Here is a 20225-nt window from a genome sequence, read left to right as displayed (position 1 = left end):
CTGGAGAAATTATGAAAAATAAAGCTTTGAAACTCACCACCCTCAGTATGTTGATGATCGGCGCTAGCCAATTGGTTCAAGCCGAAGATTCAATACGGAGTACTTTGCCAAAGTTCCAAGCCAAAGAAATACCTGCGCTGTGTGATGCCAAAATTCAGCAAGTGAAAACAGATTTAGCTGCATTTGAGCAAAAAAAGATAAAAAATAATGCAAAAGCAGCACCTATTTTGGCGGAGTGGGATCAAATTTTTGCCAAATTTGAAGATTTTTATGGACCAATCGGACTATATAGTAACGTCGATCCTGATGAGGCTTTACGTAAGGCGGCGGAAGATTGTGAAATTAAAATTATGGAGTTTCAAACTTCGGTTTATCAAAATCCAAAACTTTACGAGCAAATTAAAAAACTCAAAACCAATGACGAAATTGATAAAAAAATGCGTCAAGACATCTTGGATGGTTTTGAAAATACAGGGGTACAATTTACACCTGAAAAACGTGCTCGTTTGAAAGCTATCTTTGATGAATTAGCAAAAATTGAACAAGAATATGCGCGTAATGTACGAGATAATAAAGAAAAACTGGAGTTTACACCGGCGGAGTTGAAAGGCTTGCCAGACAGCTATATTTCGGGCTTAAAGAAAAATGAAAAGGGCAATTATTTGCTCGGTTTTGAATACCCAGAATACCGTCCATTTATGGAACTAGCAGAAAGTGATGATGCGCGTAAGCGTTACCAAACTGCATTCACGCGTCGTGGTACTGAGAAAAACTTAGTATTGTTAAAGCAAGCAATGGATTTACGTTATGAAATTGCGCAGCTCTTTGGCAAAAAAAGCTATGCCGAATGGGTGTTGCAACACCGTATGGCAAAAGACCCTGAAACAGTGAATAAGTTCTTAGCCGATGTTCATCAAACGGTGGCACCTTTAGAGAAAAAAGAAGTTGAGACTTTACGTGAGTTCAAAGCGAAAAGCCTGAAAATTCCACTCGAAAAAGCTGAAATCAATCGCTGGAGTGAGAGTTATTGGAGTGAAAAACTTCGCAAAGAAAAGTATCAAATCGATCAAGAAAAATTGCGTGACTATTTCCCAACCCAAGCATCTCAAGAATGGATTTTTGCCATTTCATCTGACCTTTATGGCATTGAATTTAAGCCTGCGAAAGTTGATGTTTGGCAGTCAGAAGTTGAATATTATGATGTAAAAGATAAAAAGACCGGTGAGCTGCTTGGTGGTTTATATATCGATAAATACCCACGTGAAGGGAAGTACGGTCATGCAGCTGTTTGGGGCGTAAAAGGTGGTAGTACCTTGACTAAGCGTAAACCGATTTCTGCTTTAGTGACCAACTTTAACCGTAAAGGTTTAAATAGTGATGAACTTGAAACCTTTGTTCATGAGTTTGGTCATGCTTTACACGGTATTTTGTCCAATACACGCTATGCATCTCAATCGGGGACTTCAGTAGAGCGCGACTTTGTAGAAGCGCCTTCACAAATGTATGAAGAGTGGGCACGTCGTAAAGAAACTTTATCTACGCTTGCAAATTACTGTAATCCAGCGTGTCCACCTGTAGATGATGCCCTGATTAATAAATTAAAAGCAGTTCATAGCTATGGACGTGGTTTACATTATGCACGTCAAGCCTTGTATGCAAAATATGATATGGCACTTCACTCATCAGATGCTTTGAGTGTTAAACCTTTAGATGTTTGGAAGAAAATGGAAGGCGAGACAGCTTTAGGCTATGTCCCAAGTACTGAATTCCCAGGACAATTCAACCATATCATGGGCGGTTATCAAGTTGGCTATTATGGCTATATGTGGTCTGAAGTGATGGCACTCGATATGTTGTCTGCTTTCGGAGATAACCTAAATAACCCTGAAGTGGGACAACGCTACCGCAAAACGATCTTGTCGCAAGGTGGTCAATATGAAGCAGAAAAATTGGTACATGATTTCTTAGGTCGTAAACCTGATAACAAAGCTTTCTTTGATGAAATTACTGGACAACGAGTGAAGTAAGGACAACTTTATGTTGGCATATATCATACGGCGTATATGGCAGATGATCCCAACGATGTTGGGGGTTGTTCTGCTCATATTCTTCTTATTTAATTGGGTAGGTGGGGACCCTGCTTATATTTTAGCAGGCAAAATGTCGAACCCAGAGCAAATTGAAAACATCCGTCAACAGTTGGGGGTTGATCAACCCTACTATGTACAATTGTGGATTTTCATTAAGCAGATTTTAACTTTTGATTATGGAATGAGTTGGAGTACAGGTGAGTCGGTGTCAGATATTATTTTGACCCGTCTAGGACCATCACTGACGATTTTAGTTCCTTTAACCATTTTGCAAACGATTATTTCAATTGGTTTGGCACTTGCTGTGGCTTCAGTTCGTGGCACATTAACCGATCGTATGATTATGATGCTTTGTACGATTGGTATGTCGATCAGTATTTTGGTTTACATTATTGTTTTCCAATACGTATTTGCATATCAGTTGAGTTGGTTTCCGGTTCAAGGCTGGAGTGATCACTTTAGCGAAAACTTATTTAAATACGGTTTACTGCCTATCTTAATTATGTTGGTGGTGAGTATTGCGCCAACTTTGCGCTTATACCGCAGTTTTGTATTGGATGAAGTCAATCAAGACTATGTTCGAACTGCGCGCGCAAAAGGTGTGGGTGAAAGCCGTATTTTAGGTGTACATGTACTCCGTAACGCCTCAATTCCAATTATTACCGATGTCATGTCGAGTCTACCGGCATTGCTGATAGGCGCTTTCCTGATTGAACGATTCTTTGGTATTCCGGGTATTGGTCGTGAAGTCATTATTGCTGTTGAGCGCAGTGACTTCCCTGTCATTAAGGCGATTACAGTCTACGTTGCAGCGGCTACAATGATTTTTAACTTAATCGCGGATTTGATTTATAAACTTGTCGATCCACGCGTTCAGTTGAAGTAGGTGGCCTATGCTAGGAATATTCAATAAGACTAAAGCAACGGCATCAACACCTGCATCGATTGGCTTGTGGAAGTTGGCGATGCGACGCCTAAAGGCCGATAAATTAGCGATGGTGTCGTTGTTCGTTGTACTGTGCTATTTCGTAGTGTTGCTATTGTCGATGACAGGCGTGGTTGCATCCAATTGGAATAAAGAAGTGGCTGTTAGTTATGCACCTCCAAGTTTTATTGGGGCGGAACTCAATGAAACAGCCAAAACCAAAGCATCAGCAGAAGATATGGCATTGCCTGAAAATCCTGTTGATCCTTTAAAAGATGTAATTGCTGAACTGAATGCAGAGATTGCGACTGAGCAAGGTGGTGCCAATGCAATTGACTACTATGGCGTTGTCGATCCATTAGCAGAAGATATGAAGGCGATTGATCAGCAATTGGGTGGTCATTTGTTAGATCAACAAAGCGAGCTAAAACAAACTTTACCGTTTGGTGCGGATAAATGGGGGCAGGATGTCCTGCAAAAAACCATTAAGGGTGCTGAAACATCTATTATTGTTGGCGTGGTAGCTGCATTACTTGCTGTCGTGATTGGGACAATTTTAGGGGCAATTTCTGGCTACTTTGGTGGTTGGGTTGATGATATTTTAAACTGGTTCTATAACATTTTTACCTCGATTCCGTATTTGCTCTTGGTTCTTGCGATTGCTGCTGTACTACAGCAAAAGGGGATCTTATCGATTGTCCTCATTCTAGGGCTTACTGGATGGACGGGGGTGTATCGTCTGATTCGCGCAGAGTATATGAAACATACTTCGCGTGAATATGTACTCGCTGCCAAAGCGATAGGGGTGAGTCATTTCCGACGCATCTTTGTGCATATCTTTCCGAACGTCAGTCATATTGCATTGGTGCAAATCTCGATTTTAGTGGTGGCCTTTATTAAGTCAGAAGTGATTTTGAGCTTCTTGGGATTTGGTGTTCCTGTTGGGGTTGTGTCATGGGGAAGTATGCTTAATGAAGCACAAAGTGAATTGATTTTAGGTAAATGGTGGCAACTTATCGCAGCATCTGTAGCGATGGCGGTTTTGGTTACGGCATTTTCAATGTTTACTGATGCATTGCGTGATGCATTAGATCCAAAATTGAAATAAGGAGGAGTAAAGGATGACGGAACAAAATCAAACTGTTAAACCAACGCTCCTCAGTGTTCAAAACCTGAAAGTGAGCTTTAAAGCCGAAGATAAAAGCTATATCGAAACGGTCAAAGGAATATCTTTTGACATTCCTGCCAATACAACTGTGGCGCTTGTGGGAGAATCTGGCAGTGGCAAGTCGGTGACCTCGTTGGCAACTATGGGGCTGTTGCCACGTGATCAAAGCCGTATAGATGCAAGGAGTAAAATTATTTTTGAAGGGCAGGATTTACTGAGTCTGTCTCCAAGAGAAATGCGTAATATCTGTGGTAAAGATATTGCAATGATTTTTCAGGAACCGATGTCGTCACTCAATCCTGTCTTTACGGTGGGCGATCAAATTGCCGAAGTATTACGACTTCATCTAGGTATGGGGCGTAAGCAGGCAAGAGCACGGACTTTGGAATTATTGAAGGAAGTAGGTATTCCTTCTCCTGAAACGAAAATTGATGCCTATCCTAGCCAAATGTCAGGTGGTCAACAACAGCGGGTCATGATTGCAATGGCAATTGCATGTGAGCCGAAGTTATTGATTGCCGATGAGCCAACCACGGCACTTGATGTGACGATTCAAAAGCAAATTTTAGATTTACTTGAAGCCTTGCAAAAGAAACGTGAGATGTCGATGCTGTTCATTACGCATGATTTAGCATTGGTAAGCGAAATTGCCGATCAGGTGATTGTCATGCGTCATGGAGAAATCCGTGAACAAGGCTTGGTCAATGAAGTGCTGGATCATCCTAAAGATATCTACACTCGAGCTTTGCTTAAGTGTCGTCCACAGATGTCAGAGCGTCCTTATAAATTACCGATGATCAGTGATTTTATGCGTCAAAATGGTGATGAGCTGATTGAGGATGTGCATTTATCTGAGGAAACCCGTAGACAACGAACGCGTGGTCTTACGGGTAACGAACAGATTATTTTAGATGTCAAAGACTTAAAAAAATCGTTTTATAGCCGCAAGGGTTTATTTGGTAAGGATGAGTATCAGGCGGTCAAAGGTGTCTCGTTTCAACTGGCGAAAGGTAAAACGCTCGGGTTGGTTGGAGAGTCTGGCTCAGGTAAAACCACAATCGGCCTTTTACTGATGCGTCTACAGGAAGCGACAGGTGGTCAGGCGCTGTTTGAAGGTCATGATATTTTGGCGATGAGCGAAAAAGAATTTACCCAATATCAGCGCAAAATACAGATCATTTTCCAAAACCCATATGCTTCACTTAATCCACGTTTTACTGTGGGTCAAATTCTGATGGAGCCGATGCAAGTGCATCAGATTGGGAAGGATGATGCAGAACGAGAGCAAATGGCGTTTGATTTACTTGAACGTGTCAGTTTGCCTGCACAAGCATTTTATCGCTATCCACATGAGTTTTCTGGTGGTCAGCGTCAACGTATTGCCATTGCACGATGCTTGACCTTAAAGCCAGAAATTTTGATCTGTGATGAGTCTGTGTCTGCATTAGATGTTTCGGTTCAAGCCCAAGTTCTGAATTTATTGCAAGATTTACAAGATGAATTTGGTTTGAGCTATATCTTTATTTCACATGATTTATCTGTGGTGAAATATATTTCTGATCAAATCATGGTGATGAACCATGGTGATATTGTTGAAATTGCAAACTCGGATGAGTTGTATCGATCACCTCAGCATGAATATACCAAGCGTTTGCTGAGTGCGATTCCACAAACCACTGAACAATTTATTTAGTATTGGTATAAAAAAACCGCTCAAATGAGCGGTTTTTTTATACTTAAGAAATTAAAATTTCTTAAAGCCTTTGTTGTTTCCGCTAAATGCGCGACTTGGCACAGAGTCATTACGACGCTCACGATTGCCAAAATTGTCGTTACGACGTTCACGGTTACCGAAGTTTTCACTGTTGCGATCATTACGGTTATTGTTGAACCCTTCGTTGCGACGCTCTGAACGGTTAAATCCATTGCCTTGGAAACCACCTTCAGTACGACCAGTACGACGTTCGCCACGGTTGTCTTGATAACCATTGCTTTGTTGTGGCTGGTTTTCGTCACTGTCACGACGTTGTTGGCGTAAGTAACCACCACGACGTGCTGCCATTGGTTTATCTTGCATACGTTCAGTACGACGTTTCGCCATACCAAACAGGCCAGTACCTTGACGTGGTTTAAGCTCAACGGACTTGGTTAAGTTGTCGATATCTTGTTTATCTAGCTCGATCCAGCGACCAGTACGTAGTTCGCGTGGCAGAATTACTGAACCATAACGTGTACGTAAAAGACGGCTCACTTTTAAGCCTTGAGATTCGAAAATACGACGAACTTCGCGGTTACGACCTTCTTTTACGACCACTTGATACCAACGGTTAATACCGTCACCACCAATTTCAGAGAATGACTCAAATTTTGCAGGGCCATCATCTAAAACAACGCCTTGTAACATGTTGTTTTTTAACTGAGGAGTGACTTCACCCATAACACGAACGGCATATTCACGTTCGATTTCGCTAGAAGGGTGCATTAAACGGTTCGCCAGTTCACCATCATTTGTGAACAGCAATAGACCTGTAGAGTTGATATCTAGACGACCTACCATTACCCAGCGATCACCGGTAATTTGAGGTAATTGTTCAAATACCGTTGGACGGTTTTCAGGGTCATTGCGTGAGCAAATTTCGCCTTCTGGTTTGTAGTAAATCAACACACGGCGACGAATTTCGTCTTCAATTTGGAACTGAACTTTACGACCATCGATGCGAAGCTCATCACCCGGTTCAATACGTTCACCCACTTGGGCAACTTGCCCATTTACGCTCACACGACCAGCGGCAATGACTTCTTCCATATAACGGCGAGAACCCAAACCAACGCGTGCGAGCACCTTTTGCAATTTTTCACTCATGACAGCATAACCTTAGAAATTATCATCAACAGTTCACCTATTTATGACTTCGGTGCATTCGCATCGAGGGCCATAAAAGCTTCCTTGGCATCCTGCAGGGGAGGCAATTGGCCCAAAGAGGTTAGACCAAAAGCATTTAAAAATTGAGGCGTTGTAACTAACAACGCGGGTCGTCCTGGGAGTTCACGAAAACCAGATTCTTTAATCCAGTTCCAGTCAAATAACGTACGTAAAATTTGACTATTGTTGGTCACCCCGCGGATTTGCTCAATATCTGCGCGGGTTACCGGTTGATGGTAAGCAATGACAGAAAGAGTTTCGAGCAAGGATGGCGATAAACGAGTTGGTCGTTCAGGCCAGGTCTGTGCAATAATATTACGATATTTTGCACGTACTTGAAAACGGAAACCTTGAGCGGTTTCAACAAGTTCAATTGATCTGCCGTGTTGCAGCATTGAAAGCTGCTGCAAATATTGGCGTAATTCGGTTTTACTGAAACGGTCTTGGAAAGCCTCTTTTAAACGGGCAATACTCACTGCCGCTTCACTGGCAAAAATAATGGCTTCAAGCTGCATCAAAATTTCATGCAGATTATCTTCTGAAGACACCGCAGTCATTTGTTTAAGTTCAGTGTTCATGCACGTGCTCCCTGAATTGCAAGCGGTGCTTCTACACCTGATGCGACAATTTGAACTTTTTGTTGGCGTGTCAGTTCCAACACGGCCATAAATGTCACGACAACACCCATGCGGCCTTGGCTTGGCTTGAGTAAGTCTGCAAAATCTAATACTTCACCTGACTCAAGCTTAGTTTCAATATAAGCAATACGTTCTTCGAGTAAGACAGGCTCTTGTAGAATTTGGTGGGTAACTGGTTCTGGTCGATTAAAAACACAGAGTATGGCATCACGAAGTAATTGAATGTCATAGCCATCATTGGTTTCGACAATAGTTCCTAAACTGACATTGGTATCGAAAGTATCCCGATCCAATACAGTCATTTGACCTAATCTTTCCGCAGCTTGTTTGATGCGTAAATACGTTTCTAAACGGTCAATTAATTCTTGTTTAGGATCTTGTTCATGTGCTGCGGTCGACTTAGGTTTTGGCAATAATAGACGCGATTTTAAATCGGCCAATAGGGCTGCCATCACCATATAATCTGCGGTTAATTCAATATCTAGAGATTTCATTGCATCCATATAGGACAAATATTGGGATGCAATCGGGGCAATATCGACTTGTAATAAGTCGAAGCCATTTTTTTGAATCAGGTAAATCAGAAAGTCGAGTGGTCCTTCGAAATGCTCTAATAGAATTTCAAATGCAGCGGGTGGAATGTACAAATCTTCTGGAATAGCTTCTTGCCACTCATCCAAAACGCGAATGTGTGGAGCATCTTCCATAGAATTATGGACAGTTTGGTTCATTGCAATTATAGGCCACGCGAATTTTCAAAGGCATGCAGACAGCTTTCGCTTCGATCTCACATCGAAAGTAAAAGCACAAAAGTTATAGGGAATAGTGTAATGGAAAAATGCGTTTAAAGAAATTACTGAACGGTTGAATTGGGTAAAAAACATAAAATTTATAGGGAATAGGCTTTATTTATACACATGTAAAATTTTAAAGCTGTGATATCGATCACAACTTGTGTTAATTATAAATAATACACTCATCAATCCATGAACTTATTTAAGCTGTGATGTCTGGATGGTGGGCGTCTATCATGAAATGATTTGAATGAATTGACTAAAAGAATATTTGCTATGCCACAACAATATAATCAATGGGGTCAGGCCGTAGGGATGACGTTGGCGCAGTTTGAACCTTGCCAGTTCAGATGTAAAACCGAAATGGGGCAATCTGTTCGGCTTATTCCAATGCTGCCAGATCAGCTTGATGATAGTCTTTTACAGCGGCTATGGCAGACAGTACAACAAGAACCTGATGAACGCTGTTGGACGTATTTGCCTTATTCTCAAATTCAAAGCATGCAGCAATTGCGTGATTATTTTCAGCAATCCTTTCATTTTACCGGTTCGATGCATTATGTCATTGAGGTAGGTGATGCCATTGTAGGGTGGATTGGATTGCTCAATGTACGCCCAGCACATGCTGTCATCGAAATTGGCAATGTCTTTTTTTCAAGTTTAATGAAGCGATCAACCGCCGCAACAGAAACCATTTATCTATTGTTAAAAGCATGCTTTTCAGCGGGATATAGACGGGTGGAGTGGAAGTGTGATGACTTGAACACGCCTTCGAAAAACGCTGCTTTGCGTTTTGGCTTTCAATTTGAAGGGTTGTTTCGTCAACATGTGATTGTGAAAGGTCGTAACCGTGATACCGCTTGGTTTGCGATGTTAGATCAGGATTGGCCAATGTTGTCTCAAGCTTATGCAGCTTGGCTCAATACAAATAATTTTGATGAGCAAGGGCAACAAAAAATTCATTTAAAAGAATTTATGCAGCTTTATCGCGCTTGAGGAAAAGCACACTATCAAGGTTTTGAGCCTGTTGGTAAGACCCTTTGTTCAAGTGCAAATTCGATGATGAGTTGGCACTGCGCTTGCGAGCAGAGATTTTGATTAGCTCTACGTTTAAACAGCGATTTGACCGTTGATGCATGCAGAAAATAATGAAAAATTTGCGGCTGTGTTGTCGCTATTGGTGAAATTAAATTTTCATCTTTTGCCCTTAGTTGAGCCTTGGATTCTAAAGTCCAAGGCTCAGTGGCATAAATGGCGAGATGATTGAGACGGTTTTGCTCGGAGACATTGAGGTCTGTCGCATTTTGGAGCTTGAGTAAAATTTGAAATAAAGTCATCAGGTCGATTCCTTTATCGAAAGGTGCTTTAACCGCGTTTTGAGCAGATGTATTTTACATGCTGTGCCTCTAATCGACAGCATGTGTTTAACAGGACATGTTATTCAAATGCACTGACATCACCGACACCACGGCGAATCACTTCTGGGTATTCACCTGCAAGGTTTACAACGCTAGTGGTATTTAAAGTACCTAAACCACCATCTATTAATACATCTATTCGTTTGCCGATTTGCAGTTCAATTTCGTAAGGATCATCAATCGGTTCTTTTTGGCCCGGTAAAATTAAGGTCGATGTTAATAAAGGTTCACCGAGTTCTTTGAGTAACAATTGGCAAATCGGGTTGCTCGGAATGCGTAGTCCAATGGTTTTCTTTTTAGGATGCATTAAACGGCGAGGAACTTCACTGGTCGCAGGCAAAATAAAGGTAGTGACCGCAGGGGTGTTATTTTTCAATAAACGATACATGGCATTATCGACTTTGGCATAAGTGGCAATGTCAGATAAATCTGCACAAATAATCGCATATTGATGTTTAGCATCGAGCTGACGAATTTGGGCAATGCGTTCCATGGCATTTTTGTTCCCAATTTGGCAACCGATGGCATAGGCGGCATCTGTAGGATAAACCACCACATCGCCGGCACGAATCCGTTCAACGGCTTGCGTAATTAAACGGGGCTGAGGATTTTCCGGATGTATTCTTAAATGCAACATGTCGTTTTCCTCTTATTATTAAAAGCTCTAGACATTATGTCGCGGTATATTTGCTTTGTGCAATGTGAAATGCAGTCAAATTGTATAATTTAATCAAGCATTTCACGTTGAAATTCATTCGCCTGTAACATTTTGCCAGCACGTGTACAGTGGCAAATGCATTGGATAAAGCGCCAAGCATCGCGTGGAAGTTTGGCTTCGCCCTTAAAATAAGCCTGTAATTGTGCATAGACATTATCTTTAAAGCTACTGCCATCACCGCCTTCACCAGTAAGGTTATCAAGTGAGACACGAAATTTACGTCCAAAGGCTTTGGCAAATAACCATTCGATCGCTTGGGGCTTAATTTCTACCTGTTCAAAGAGGGCTTGTTGCTCTTTGCTACGACCATCTGGTGCATACCAATAGCCTAAATCGGGAAGTAAACGGCGTTGCTCGCCAGCAATAGTCCAATGGCTAATTTCATGCAGGGCGCTATTGAAATAACCATGAGCAAATTGAATACGGGCAGGGCCGTTTGAATCAGCAGGAAAGTACTCGGGCTCAAAGTCACCTTTCACTAAGCTCACATTCAGGTGGGAAAACCAATGATTAAAGTGTAAGATGAGCCAATCGACGTGTTCTGTTTCTGTGGAAAGTTTCTCCCAAGCCGAGAGTTGCACTTGGTCAGTTGAAATGTCAGAATCAAGCGTTGAAATTGTGCTCATAAGTGATGAAACATTCACTTCTGTTTGCGGCTGCAACAGATGCATAACTTAAGTTACCCAAATGGTCTGTCTAAATAAGTACAAAATTGTATCTTAATCTTTGACAGAGTACTGATGAATTTGTAGAATTGCCGCCTTAATTATGTCAGCAAATACCTTTCCGGCACAGATTGAGCCGTTTAAATGGGCTGAACAGGGCTTTAAATGGTCAGGAACACTGCCATTATCTCGCTTTGTTCGTATTGCTCGTGAAGCTGTTGGATCAATTGATGATCAATTGATTAACATAGACTGTAAGCTATCAATGGATGCTTATCATCGCATTGTATGGCTAGATGGTCATGTTGAAACAAATGTTCCAATGGAATGCCAGCGTTGTCTGGATACTGTTGAGATCCCACTTGTTTTAAGTTTTCATCTAGCTCTTGTAGATGACGAGTCACTGATAGAGCGCTTGGATGAGGATGCTGATTTCATCGTTTTAGGTGAAAGTGAAGCAACAACCAAAGGTTCATATGATGCACCTGCGACTGCTGATTTACTCTCACTGATAGAGGATGAATTGTTATTGTTGATGCCTTTGTCACCTAAGCACGACGCTTGTGAACATAAGCATCAACCTGCCGCTGAAGAGCTTGTTGAAGAAAAACGGGACAACCCGTTTGATGTTTTGGCAGGTTTGAAGGGTAAACTTAACTAATTTTTGTGTTATACTCTTGAGTATAAGACAATCGAATTTGTTCTGATCCATTTTTTCGATCTTTGTAAGGAGCCATCATGGCCGTTCAGCAAAACCGTAAAAGTCGCTCTCGCCGTGACATGCGCCGTTCACATGACGCTTTAACCGAGAATGCATTAACTGTAGACCAAGCTACTGGCGAGACTCACCGTCGTCACCACGTATCTAAAGATGGTATCTACCGTGGTCGTCAATTATTCGCTAAAGCATCTGCTGAATAATTGGTGATGTATTAAGCGTCAAGCTTAGTAGAAAAAATGGGAGCGTTAAGCTCCCTTTTTTTGTACCGATTTTTTGTTGCATTTGGCAATTACCAAGACAAAAATTAAGTGTTAAATTTCCGTCCCTGAAACAAGCTTACATGGGATTGTGTTGAATAAATGTCCAAATAGCATAAATTCACCAGTCTTGATAAAGGATTTTTTTATGTCTGCTAAACAACTCGAGCAAGCAGCTCAAGCTACTAAAACTGCATTCGTGTTCCCGGGTCAAGGGTCACAGAAAGTCGGCATGCTCGCTGAACTTGCAGAACAGTTTAGTAGTGTGCAAGCAACATTTGCAGAAGCATCAGAAGCAGTTGGCTTTGATCTTTGGCAAATTGCGCAAAGTGGTGAAGGGTTAAACCAAACAGAATTTACTCAACCTGTACTACTGACTGCCAGTATTGCTTTATGGCGTGTGTGGTTAGAGTTAGGTGGTGTTGCACCGAAATACCTTGCGGGTCACTCATTGGGTGAATACAGCGCCTTGGTTGCTGCGGGAGCGATGAGCCTAGGTGATGCCGTTAAACTGGTGAACCTACGTGGTCAGTTAATGCAAAGTGCTGTACCTGAAGGTCAAGGTGCAATGGCGGCAATTTTGGGTCTAGATGATGCCAAAGTCATTGAACTTTGTACTCAAGCAGAAGGCCTAGGTTCAGTAGATGCTGCAAACTACAATGCACAAGGTCAAGTTGTCATTGCGGGCGATAAAGCCATGGTTGAAGCGGTTATGGCTGCTGCTAAAGAAAATGGCGGTAAGGCAATCGCACTTCCGGTTTCTGTGCCATCGCATTGTGCATTGATGAAACCTGCTGCTGAACAGTTTGCGACAGCATTGGAAGAAACTGCCATTGAGCTGCCTACTATACCTGTAATACAAAATGTAGGCGCTGAAATCGCGACTGATGTAGCGCAATTACGTCAGGCGTTAACTGCACAGTTATACCAATCTGTACAGTGGACAAAGACCATGCAGTATTTGCAAAACCAAGGTATTCAGTACATTGCTGAATGTGGTCCGGGTAATGTCCTTGCGAATCTCGCAAAACGTTTGCCAAATATTGAAAAAGCATTCCCACTCGACACGAAAGGTCGTATGGAAGATGCACTGAATGCCATTTTAGTGGCAGAAGGGAAAATTGCATGACACAAGAACGCAAAGTTGCTTTAGTAACAGGTGCGAGCCGAGGGATTGGAGCAGCAATTGCTCAGCAATTGATTCAAGACGGTTATTTTGTTGTAGGTACTGCAACTTCAGAAGCGGGTGCGGAAAAATTATCTGCTGCTTTTGCTGAAAATGGTGCGGGTAAAGTTTTAGATGTACGTGATGCAACTGCAATTGATGCATTGGTATCAGACATTGAGCAAAACTTTGGTTCTGTATTGGTTTTGGTGAACAATGCGGGTATTACCAAAGATAATTTGTTACTTCGTATGTCAGAAGATGATTGGGATGACATTCTCAACATTCATTTGAAAGCCGTTTATCGACTTTCTAAACGTGTTTTAAAGGGTATGACCAAAGCACGTTTTGGCCGAATTATTAATATTAGTTCTGTGGTTGCACATTTTGCTAACCCAGGACAAGCAAACTATTCTGCTGCAAAAGCAGGGATTGAGGCCTTTGGTCGCAGCCTTGCAAAAGAGATGGGAAGCCGCCAAATCACTGTAAATGCAGTGGCTCCGGGCTTTATTGCAACAGAAATGACAGAACAGTTAAGCGAAGAAATTCGTAAAAAGATGAATGATCAAGTGGCCTTAAACCGTTTAGGTGAGCCGCAAGATATCGCAAATGCCGTAAGTTTTCTTGCTTCTGAAAAGGCAAGTTACATTACCGGAACTGTATTACATGTAAATGGTGGTTTATACATGAGCTAAGCGCTCAAGTATAAACTTTCAAAACGATTTAGATTCAATTAAACTAACGGCATTAAAAACGCCACAAGCAATGAGGAGAATTCCTGTGAGCGATATCGAACAACGCGTAAAACAAGCAGTAGCTGAACAACTTGGTCTTAAAGCAGACGAGATCAAAAATGAAGCTTCTTTCATGGATGACTTAGGTGCAGACTCTCTAGACCTAGTTGAATTAGTTATGTCTTTCGAAAACGATTTCGACATCACTATTCCTGATGAAGACTCAAACGAAATCACTACTGTACAATCTGCAATTGACTACGTTTCTAAGAAACTAGGTTAATTTTAGATTTCAGCGATGCTGATTTAAAAAGCCACCATTCGGTGGCTTTTTTTATGCCGAATATTTTGTTTTTACATTAGCTTACGTTTCTGTCACTAACAACAACTCAAAAGCGGTTACTTTTTAGCTATAAAAATAGAGATTGAACAATAGTTAAATTATTTAAAACAGTAAAAACAACGGAGAAAAACATGGGTCTTTTTGATTTTGTAAAAGGTATTGGTAAAAAAAATACAGCACCTGCAGAGCCTCAGGCAGCGCCAGCAACACCTTCTGAACCATCTGCACAAGAAATTGCCAATAAGTTATTGGGTCATATCAAAGCACTGGGCTTACCTGTAACTGGCTTGTCTGTGAGTTATAACGGGACTTCAGATCTAGCAACAGTGAAAGGTCAGGTGCAAAGCCAAGCAGATCGTGAAAAGATTATCTTGGCGGTAGGGAATATTGATCATGTGGCGCAAGTGGATGATCAGTTGACTGTAGCAACGCCAGAACCAGAAAGTAAATTTTATACAGTTAAATCAGGCGATAATCTTTCTAAGATTTCTAAAGAATTTTATGGTGATGCAAATCAATACAATAAAATTTTTGAAGCAAACCGTCCTTTGCTAAAAAATGCCGATGACATTTTCCCAGGTCAGGTGCTTCGTATTCCTGCATAAATATTTGTGTTTAAAGTAAAAAAAGCCATCTTGTGATGGCTTTTTTTTGTATGCGTGAATGGTGAAGTTGAATATAATGCGGCTGAAATAATTCAAAATAAGAAATCAATGAAACAAAAAATCATCTTTATTTTCTTGCTGTTGCTTGCAGTTGTTGTGTGTTTTTGTCTTTGGCTGCGGTGGGATGAGCGTATTGATCCTCGGGTGCTCAAGTGGCAGCAGTCTGAAATTTCTTATCATTCAAATTACACACAAGAGCCGTATTTTAACTTGCTTGGGCTGAATGCCGCAGATCGGTTTTCGGCATTGAATGTTGGGCGCTATCGTTATCATCAAGATTGGGCATTTAGTTTGTTGGGGCAAGAGCATCAGAATGTATTGGGCCAGCCATTGAATGCGAAGCTAACACGTGAAAAGTGGTCAGAAGAACAGACGAATTTAGTTGCGGAGTTTCAGCAATTGCTGGTCGATGATCCTAAGGCAGCTAGCGCATTTGTTGTTAAGCATCATCAGGTGCTCGGTGCGCTGATACAGCAAGAAAAGGTGCCGTTGCAGCGCTTTAACACATGGTTGCAGCATGCAGACCAATACCGCAGTTTAAGTATGCCGAGCAATTCCGCATATCCAGACTTTAAGTATTTAAATCAGTTGGCGATCCTTTATCAGATCAATATTGCGTTAAATAAAGAGGATAAGCTGGATGCATATATGGCTGAATATCAAAGATTGCAGCAGATGCTTGAGCGCCCGATCTCATTGGTTGAAAGGATGCTGATTCAAAGCTGGCTGGCACGTTATGTTTGAATTATACGTAATGAGCAATTAAAGACTGGACAAGTTGTTTATTTAGAGCCTTTAAGTGCCAGTCAGTTAAGTTTGCGCTCAGCAGCGCAATTGGAAGCCTATGGCGTATATGCGGTGTTGAAGCAGGTGCAGCAATTATCGGACTGGAATACCTCGTTGATGTATTGGTTGTATTTGCCAAATCAAACTGCAAATCAATTGTTTAAGCAATATGAAGAGGCGGCACAGCTATCTGAGCTTTCTTATGATTCGTTTAGGATGCAGGCTGGTCAAAAACAGGGACAGTATTCATCTTGGCATATCAAAAACTATTTGGGCAATACTTTGTCCAATATAGAGGGGGTGCCTTGGGAGCGCTATGTGCTTGCGGGGCACATTTTGAATGATCGAATTATGATTTTTAATTTGTTGAATCAGGGTGCGACTGATTTAACGCAGTTGAATCAAAATAGCCACGGCCGACGTTTCTTTAAGAAGGAGGGTATGCTGTGTGCTGAGGTGCCGTATCCGCGTGAGCAATTTAGAGCACACAATTGGAATATTTTAGATAGCTGTGTGCAGTTGTAGTTTTTGTATATAAACATTTTGGTATAGAAATAAAAAAGCCCCAATGAGTAGGGGCTTTTTTACAGTCGTTTAGAAGCTTGGCTTCACTACAACTAAAATGACAACCGCAAATAAAATCAAAGTGGGCATTTCATTAAAATAACGCCAGAATTTATGCGACTTATAATGTGCATTTTCGATAAGCTTTTTACGGTAATAACCACAAACAAAATGATAAATCACCAATAGTCCAACTAATCCAACTTTTAGGTAGAACCAAAGCGCTTCATGGTAGTGTCGTGTTGCATCACCCCAATCGACGAGGAAGTGCGCCGTGATCAGTGTAGCAATCATTGCGGGCCACATAATGCCGCGATATAGCTTGCGTTCCATGATTTGAAAGCGCTGATGACTCGTAGCATCATCACTCATGGCATGGTAGACATAAAGGCGAGGGAGATAAAATAGCGCTGCGAACCAGCAAACAACTGCGATGATATGTAATGCTTTGACCCAGAGGAAAGCATCTGATGGAGCATCCATATATTGACCCTTAAAAGGGCGGTGGGTGTGTGCTTTGGCACCGAAGCGCCAAAGCAGCAAACTTTATATTAAGCTTCCCATTTTTTGAAAACGAGGCAAGCGTTTACACCGCCAAAACCAAAACTGTTACTCATCACAGTATTCAATTTTGCATCACGTTTTTCAAGTACGATATCAAAAGGTTTTGCACCTTCGTCCAGTTCAGTCACGTTGATGTTTGGTGCAATAAAGTCATTTTGCATCATCAAAATAGAGTAAATCGCTTCTTGTACACCTGCAGCACCCAGGCTGTGACCAGTCATCGACTTGGTCGAGCTGAGTGGAGGAACTTGTCCTTCACCGAAAGCACGCTCCATTGCTTTAAGTTCAGTAACATCACCTGCCGGAGTAGATGTGCCGTGTGTATTTACATAGTCAATTTTGTCTACGCCGTGTTGTTTTGCTTCTTCAAGCGCCATCAGGACACAACGAGTCGCACCTTCACCTGATGGTGCAACCATGTCAGCACCATCAGAGTTTGCTGCATAACCGACAACTTCAGCCAAAATGTTTGCACCACGTGCTTGAGCATGTTCAAGTGACTCTAGTACAACGAAGCCACCGCCGCCAGCGATCACGAAACCGTCACGGTCAGCAGAGTAAGGGCGGGAAGCAGTTTCAGGAGTGTCATTGTATTTTGAACAAAGTGCGCCCATTGCATCAAATAAAAGACTTTGTGACCAATGGTCTTCTTCACCACCACCGGCAAGCATTAAGTCTTGTTTGCCCAATTGAATCAGGTTGTATGCATAACCAATGGCATCTGCAGATGTTGCGCATGCGCTAGTAATCGTATGTGCAATACCTTGCATTTTAAATGCCACACCCACGTTTGCGGTAATGGTGTTGGTCATGTTACGTGGTACAAAGAATGGCCCAACTTTACGTGCACCTTTGGTGTCTAGAAGTTCTTTCATTTCAACAACAGATGCAGTTGAACCACCACCTGAACCACCCGCAATACCGTAACGTGGATTACCGCCAATTTGTTCTGCTGTTAAGCCTGCATTTTCTACCGCAGCCAAAGCGGAGTTGTATGCATACATTGCGCATACGCCCATAAAGCGTTTTAAACGGCGGTCAATACCGTCAAAGTTTTGTTCTGCAGCCGCACTGACATGACTTTTAAAATTAAGTTCAGCATAACTTGGGTTGAAACGTGTTCCAGAAATCCCGTTTTGCAAAGAATGAGTGACATCTTCTAATGTATTACCAATGCATGAGTTGATGCCCATACCAGTGATTACAACACGTTTCATCTACAGATCCTTTATAGGTAGTGTGTGAGCAAGCTATAGAAAGTATACGATGGAAACTTTCTAAATAGGCGAACTCATATAATTTGATTGGAATAATGATAGCAGAAAGCTTTTTGAATTCTTATGGCAAATCCTATGCCTATTGTTGACTGAGCTAATTTGCAACTTTGCAGCAAAAAACTTAACTTAAAGATACATATTCAAGTTGTGATAAAGTTTGACTACACCTAGTATTTATCAATAATTTCAAGAATAGTTTTAATGAGGTAGGGAATGGTGAAAACGAATAATAAACCAACGGCAGGTCTACTCTCAAACGCCTTTGGAGTGGCTAAAAAGCTCAGTTCTACTGGGGTGTCCATCATTAATCATGTCGCACCCGAATCCGTAACTAAGGTCATTCAACCTCAAAAAAATGGTCAAACTTTGGAGGGTCAGTCAAGGCAAGCGGGCGTATTTGATGTAAAAAAATATGATAATCCTCAGCAAATCTTGCGTGAACACGTTCCAAATGTTTCTAGACAATTATTCGGTCGACATTTTAATACCGTAAATAATGTGGCTAATTTTGTTGCTCCTCAATTTAGTGACAAAATTTCTGATTATTTATTTGATCGACTTAATCATTTTAGTTCGGATATTTCATCTGTAGATGCTGTACTGGATGAAGCTGGGGTACGTGATTTAGAAGAGTTGACACAAGATGTCGATCGTTCGCGTCGTATTAGTCAGGCTCTGGGTGAGCAAAATAAATGGATTGCTTCGATTCAAGGGGCTTTAACAGGTGCGACAGGTGTTATTGGTTCAAGTATTGATATTCCTGCTTCACTGATTATGACTTTGCGAGTGATTTATCAAGTTGGACGTTCTTATGGTTTCGACTTAAGTAAAGAAAGTGATCAAGATATCGTTCAGTTTATTTTCAAACAGGTCGACTTGAGTTTAATTGCAGAAAAACAAACTTTGCTTATGGCAATAAAAGCTCTGAGTAGTACGCTACAAAATAGTGATTTACATCAATTGCAGCAATTGGTGGGTTCAGATACTGATGCAGCAGCATTGAAAAAATATGTACTAGATGAAAATGGTCAGTTTAAGTGGGCATGGCTCAATCAAATGCCAAAAGTTTCATTGTTAAATCAGCTATCACGATTATCTCCTGTGGTGAGTGTTGGTGTAAGTGTGGTGTATAGTCGCCGTTTAGTGGATGAGGTGAATCAGAAGGCACAGCAAGTCTTTTCTAATGCGCGCCAATATATTTTGCAGCATCAGGATATTAGCTTGTCACCTTTACATGCCTATGAGCGTTCTCTTGAGTTGCTTGCTCAAGCAACACCTAAATTACTAGAAGGTATTAAGGCGAAAGATATTGATTTGGCTGAGCCGGTACTAGATCAGACCATAGATGTTGCAGGTCATGAGAGTATCCGCGCAGTAAAAGTCATCAAAAAAGCACAAGTTAAAAACTCTGATGCAGCCGAAGTGGAAGTAGAGCAGGAACAAAAAGTCTCAGAAGGTTTGGAGGCACTTGCGGAGAAAGTTGTTGAGCCTCATGCACCCGGGGCTGCGCAAAAACCTGCTTTAGCTGAAAAAGATGAGTTTGATGTGTTGGAATCTGTACAGCAGGAGGATGTCCCAGTGGAAAAAGCTGCACCCAAAACTAAGCCGCGTAAAGCCAAAACAGCAGCCGTAGATAAAGTTACAAAAAAATCAGCAGATTCTTCTGAAAAATAAACTATTTATTTGTGGGTGAAAAATTGCGCAAATCACGATGAATAAATGTTTTCGATGATCGTATATTGTTGACCAATTTTAAGTCTTCGCTTACAATTGCATGCCCTCAAAAAGTAGTATTTTTTGGGGCTTTTTA

The 20225-nt window shown here is 41.5% G+C and carries 22 protein-coding genes; 14 read left to right on the top strand and 8 right to left on the bottom strand.

Annotation, left to right across the window (positions count from 1 at the left end; translation table 11 throughout):
- The first annotated feature begins 11 nt into the window (after positions 1-11).
- Genes FTT85_RS05280 through FTT85_RS05265 form a run of 4 tightly spaced genes read left to right on the top strand, consistent with a single transcriptional unit; the run spans position 12 to position 5876 of the window.
- A complete protein-coding gene (locus FTT85_RS05280; RefSeq protein WP_180183046.1) occupies positions 12-2027 on the top strand; it encodes a M3 family metallopeptidase in 2016 nt (671 codons plus the stop codon).
- Between the two features lie 10 nt (positions 2028-2037).
- Positions 2038-2976 (top strand): ABC transporter permease, encoded by a 939-nt coding sequence (locus tag FTT85_RS05275; protein WP_180183045.1) that lies wholly within the window; start codon positions 2038-2040, stop codon positions 2974-2976.
- Between the two features lie 7 nt (positions 2977-2983).
- Entirely contained in the window at positions 2984-4123 is a 1140-nt protein-coding gene (locus tag FTT85_RS05270) for an ABC transporter permease (protein WP_180129900.1), read from the top strand.
- Positions 4124-4136: 13 nt separating this feature from the next.
- Positions 4137-5876 (top strand): ABC transporter ATP-binding protein, encoded by a 1740-nt coding sequence (locus FTT85_RS05265; protein WP_180183044.1) that lies wholly within the window; start codon positions 4137-4139, stop codon positions 5874-5876.
- A 51-nt stretch (positions 5877-5927) separates the two neighbouring features.
- On the opposite strand, the gene rluB is transcribed toward FTT85_RS05265, so the two are convergent.
- Genes rluB through FTT85_RS05250 form a run of 3 tightly spaced genes read right to left on the bottom strand, consistent with a single transcriptional unit; the run spans position 5928 to position 8475 of the window.
- Positions 5928-7046: a 23S rRNA pseudouridine(2605) synthase RluB gene (rluB, locus tag FTT85_RS05260; protein WP_180011977.1), complete on the bottom strand. Its 1119-nt coding sequence runs from the start codon at positions 7044-7046 to the stop codon at positions 5928-5930.
- Positions 7047-7087: 41 nt separating this feature from the next.
- Positions 7088-7684: an SMC-Scp complex subunit ScpB gene (gene scpB / locus FTT85_RS05255; RefSeq protein WP_078190063.1), complete on the bottom strand. Its 597-nt coding sequence runs from the start codon at positions 7682-7684 to the stop codon at positions 7088-7090.
- Complete coding sequence (locus tag FTT85_RS05250) at positions 7681-8475, bottom strand: ScpA family protein (protein ID WP_180005437.1); 795 nt, start codon at positions 8473-8475, stop codon at positions 7681-7683. The genes scpB and FTT85_RS05250 overlap by 4 nt, the downstream gene beginning before the upstream one ends.
- 339 nt (positions 8476-8814) lie before the next feature.
- On the opposite strand from FTT85_RS05250, the gene FTT85_RS05245 reads away from it, so the two are divergent.
- Entirely contained in the window at positions 8815-9534 is a 720-nt protein-coding gene (locus tag FTT85_RS05245) for a GNAT family N-acetyltransferase (RefSeq protein ID WP_180005436.1), read from the top strand.
- 14 nt (positions 9535-9548) lie between these two features.
- Here the strand turns inward: FTT85_RS05245 and FTT85_RS05240 are convergent, their stop codons facing one another.
- The 3 genes from FTT85_RS05240 to FTT85_RS05230 all read right to left on the bottom strand — a co-directional run bounded on the left by FTT85_RS05240 (position 9549) and on the right by FTT85_RS05230 (position 11345).
- Positions 9549-9875 carry a hypothetical protein gene (locus tag FTT85_RS05240; protein WP_180183043.1) on the bottom strand — a complete coding sequence of 109 codons (327 nt, stop codon included), beginning with the start codon at positions 9873-9875 and terminating at the stop codon, positions 9549-9551.
- 100 nt (positions 9876-9975) lie between these two features.
- Positions 9976-10593, bottom strand: coding sequence for an L-threonylcarbamoyladenylate synthase (locus FTT85_RS05235; RefSeq protein ID WP_078190059.1), 618 nt, complete (start codon positions 10591-10593; stop codon positions 9976-9978).
- Between the two features lie 89 nt (positions 10594-10682).
- On the bottom strand, positions 10683-11345 hold the full coding sequence (locus tag FTT85_RS05230) for an elongation factor P hydroxylase (protein WP_180073190.1): 663 nt from the start codon (positions 11343-11345) through the stop codon (positions 10683-10685).
- Between the two features lie 97 nt (positions 11346-11442).
- Here FTT85_RS05230 and FTT85_RS05225 point away from each other — a divergent pair, with 97 nt between their 5' ends.
- The 8 genes from FTT85_RS05225 to FTT85_RS05190 all read left to right on the top strand — a co-directional run bounded on the left by FTT85_RS05225 (position 11443) and on the right by FTT85_RS05190 (position 16535).
- Positions 11443-12000: a DUF177 domain-containing protein gene (locus FTT85_RS05225; RefSeq protein WP_078190057.1), complete on the top strand. Its 558-nt coding sequence runs from the start codon at positions 11443-11445 to the stop codon at positions 11998-12000.
- A 77-nt stretch (positions 12001-12077) separates the two neighbouring features.
- Positions 12078-12260, top strand: a complete 183-nt coding sequence (gene rpmF, locus FTT85_RS05220; RefSeq protein ID WP_004279227.1) for a 50S ribosomal protein L32 — start codon at positions 12078-12080, stop codon at positions 12258-12260.
- Between the two features lie 205 nt (positions 12261-12465).
- Positions 12466-13446 carry an ACP S-malonyltransferase gene (gene fabD / locus FTT85_RS05215; protein WP_180183042.1) on the top strand — a complete coding sequence of 327 codons (981 nt, stop codon included), beginning with the start codon at positions 12466-12468 and terminating at the stop codon, positions 13444-13446.
- On the top strand, positions 13443-14177 hold the full coding sequence (gene fabG, locus FTT85_RS05210; RefSeq protein ID WP_180183041.1) for a 3-oxoacyl-ACP reductase FabG: 735 nt from the start codon (positions 13443-13445) through the stop codon (positions 14175-14177). Before fabD ends, fabG begins: the two co-directional genes overlap by 4 nt.
- An 85-nt stretch (positions 14178-14262) precedes the next feature.
- Positions 14263-14499 carry an acyl carrier protein gene (gene acpP, locus FTT85_RS05205; RefSeq protein ID WP_078190054.1) on the top strand — a complete coding sequence of 79 codons (237 nt, stop codon included), beginning with the start codon at positions 14263-14265 and terminating at the stop codon, positions 14497-14499.
- 191 nt (positions 14500-14690) lie between these two features.
- Positions 14691-15164 carry a peptidoglycan-binding protein LysM gene (lysM, locus tag FTT85_RS05200; protein WP_180008199.1) on the top strand — a complete coding sequence of 158 codons (474 nt, stop codon included), beginning with the start codon at positions 14691-14693 and terminating at the stop codon, positions 15162-15164.
- A gap of 108 nt (positions 15165-15272) precedes the next feature.
- On the top strand, positions 15273-15968 hold the full coding sequence (locus FTT85_RS05195; protein ID WP_180183040.1) for a hypothetical protein: 696 nt from the start codon (positions 15273-15275) through the stop codon (positions 15966-15968).
- Positions 15969-16040: 72 nt separating this feature from the next.
- Entirely contained in the window at positions 16041-16535 is a 495-nt protein-coding gene (locus FTT85_RS05190) for a hypothetical protein (RefSeq protein ID WP_180183039.1), read from the top strand.
- A 69-nt stretch (positions 16536-16604) separates the two neighbouring features.
- Here FTT85_RS05190 and hemJ read toward each other — a convergent pair whose 3' ends face one another.
- Both hemJ and FTT85_RS05180 read right to left on the bottom strand, forming a co-directional pair.
- Positions 16605-17057: a protoporphyrinogen oxidase HemJ gene (hemJ, locus tag FTT85_RS05185; protein WP_180022661.1), complete on the bottom strand. Its 453-nt coding sequence runs from the start codon at positions 17055-17057 to the stop codon at positions 16605-16607.
- A 68-nt stretch (positions 17058-17125) separates the two neighbouring features.
- Positions 17126-18355, bottom strand: a complete 1230-nt coding sequence (locus FTT85_RS05180) for a beta-ketoacyl synthase N-terminal-like domain-containing protein (protein ID WP_078190050.1) — start codon at positions 18353-18355, stop codon at positions 17126-17128.
- A gap of 273 nt (positions 18356-18628) precedes the next feature.
- On the opposite strand from FTT85_RS05180, the gene FTT85_RS05175 reads away from it, so the two are divergent.
- Positions 18629-20089 carry an EcsC family protein gene (locus tag FTT85_RS05175; RefSeq protein ID WP_180183038.1) on the top strand — a complete coding sequence of 487 codons (1461 nt, stop codon included), beginning with the start codon at positions 18629-18631 and terminating at the stop codon, positions 20087-20089.
- Positions 20090-20225 lie beyond the last annotated feature (136 nt).

It is taken from the genome of Acinetobacter sp. YH01020 (genome assembly GCF_013420275.1).
Classification (GTDB): Bacteria; Pseudomonadota; Gammaproteobacteria; order Pseudomonadales; family Moraxellaceae; genus Acinetobacter; species Acinetobacter amyesii.
The sequence above is the reverse complement of the archived record's forward strand: the minus strand, read 5'-3'. Positions and strand labels throughout refer to the sequence as shown.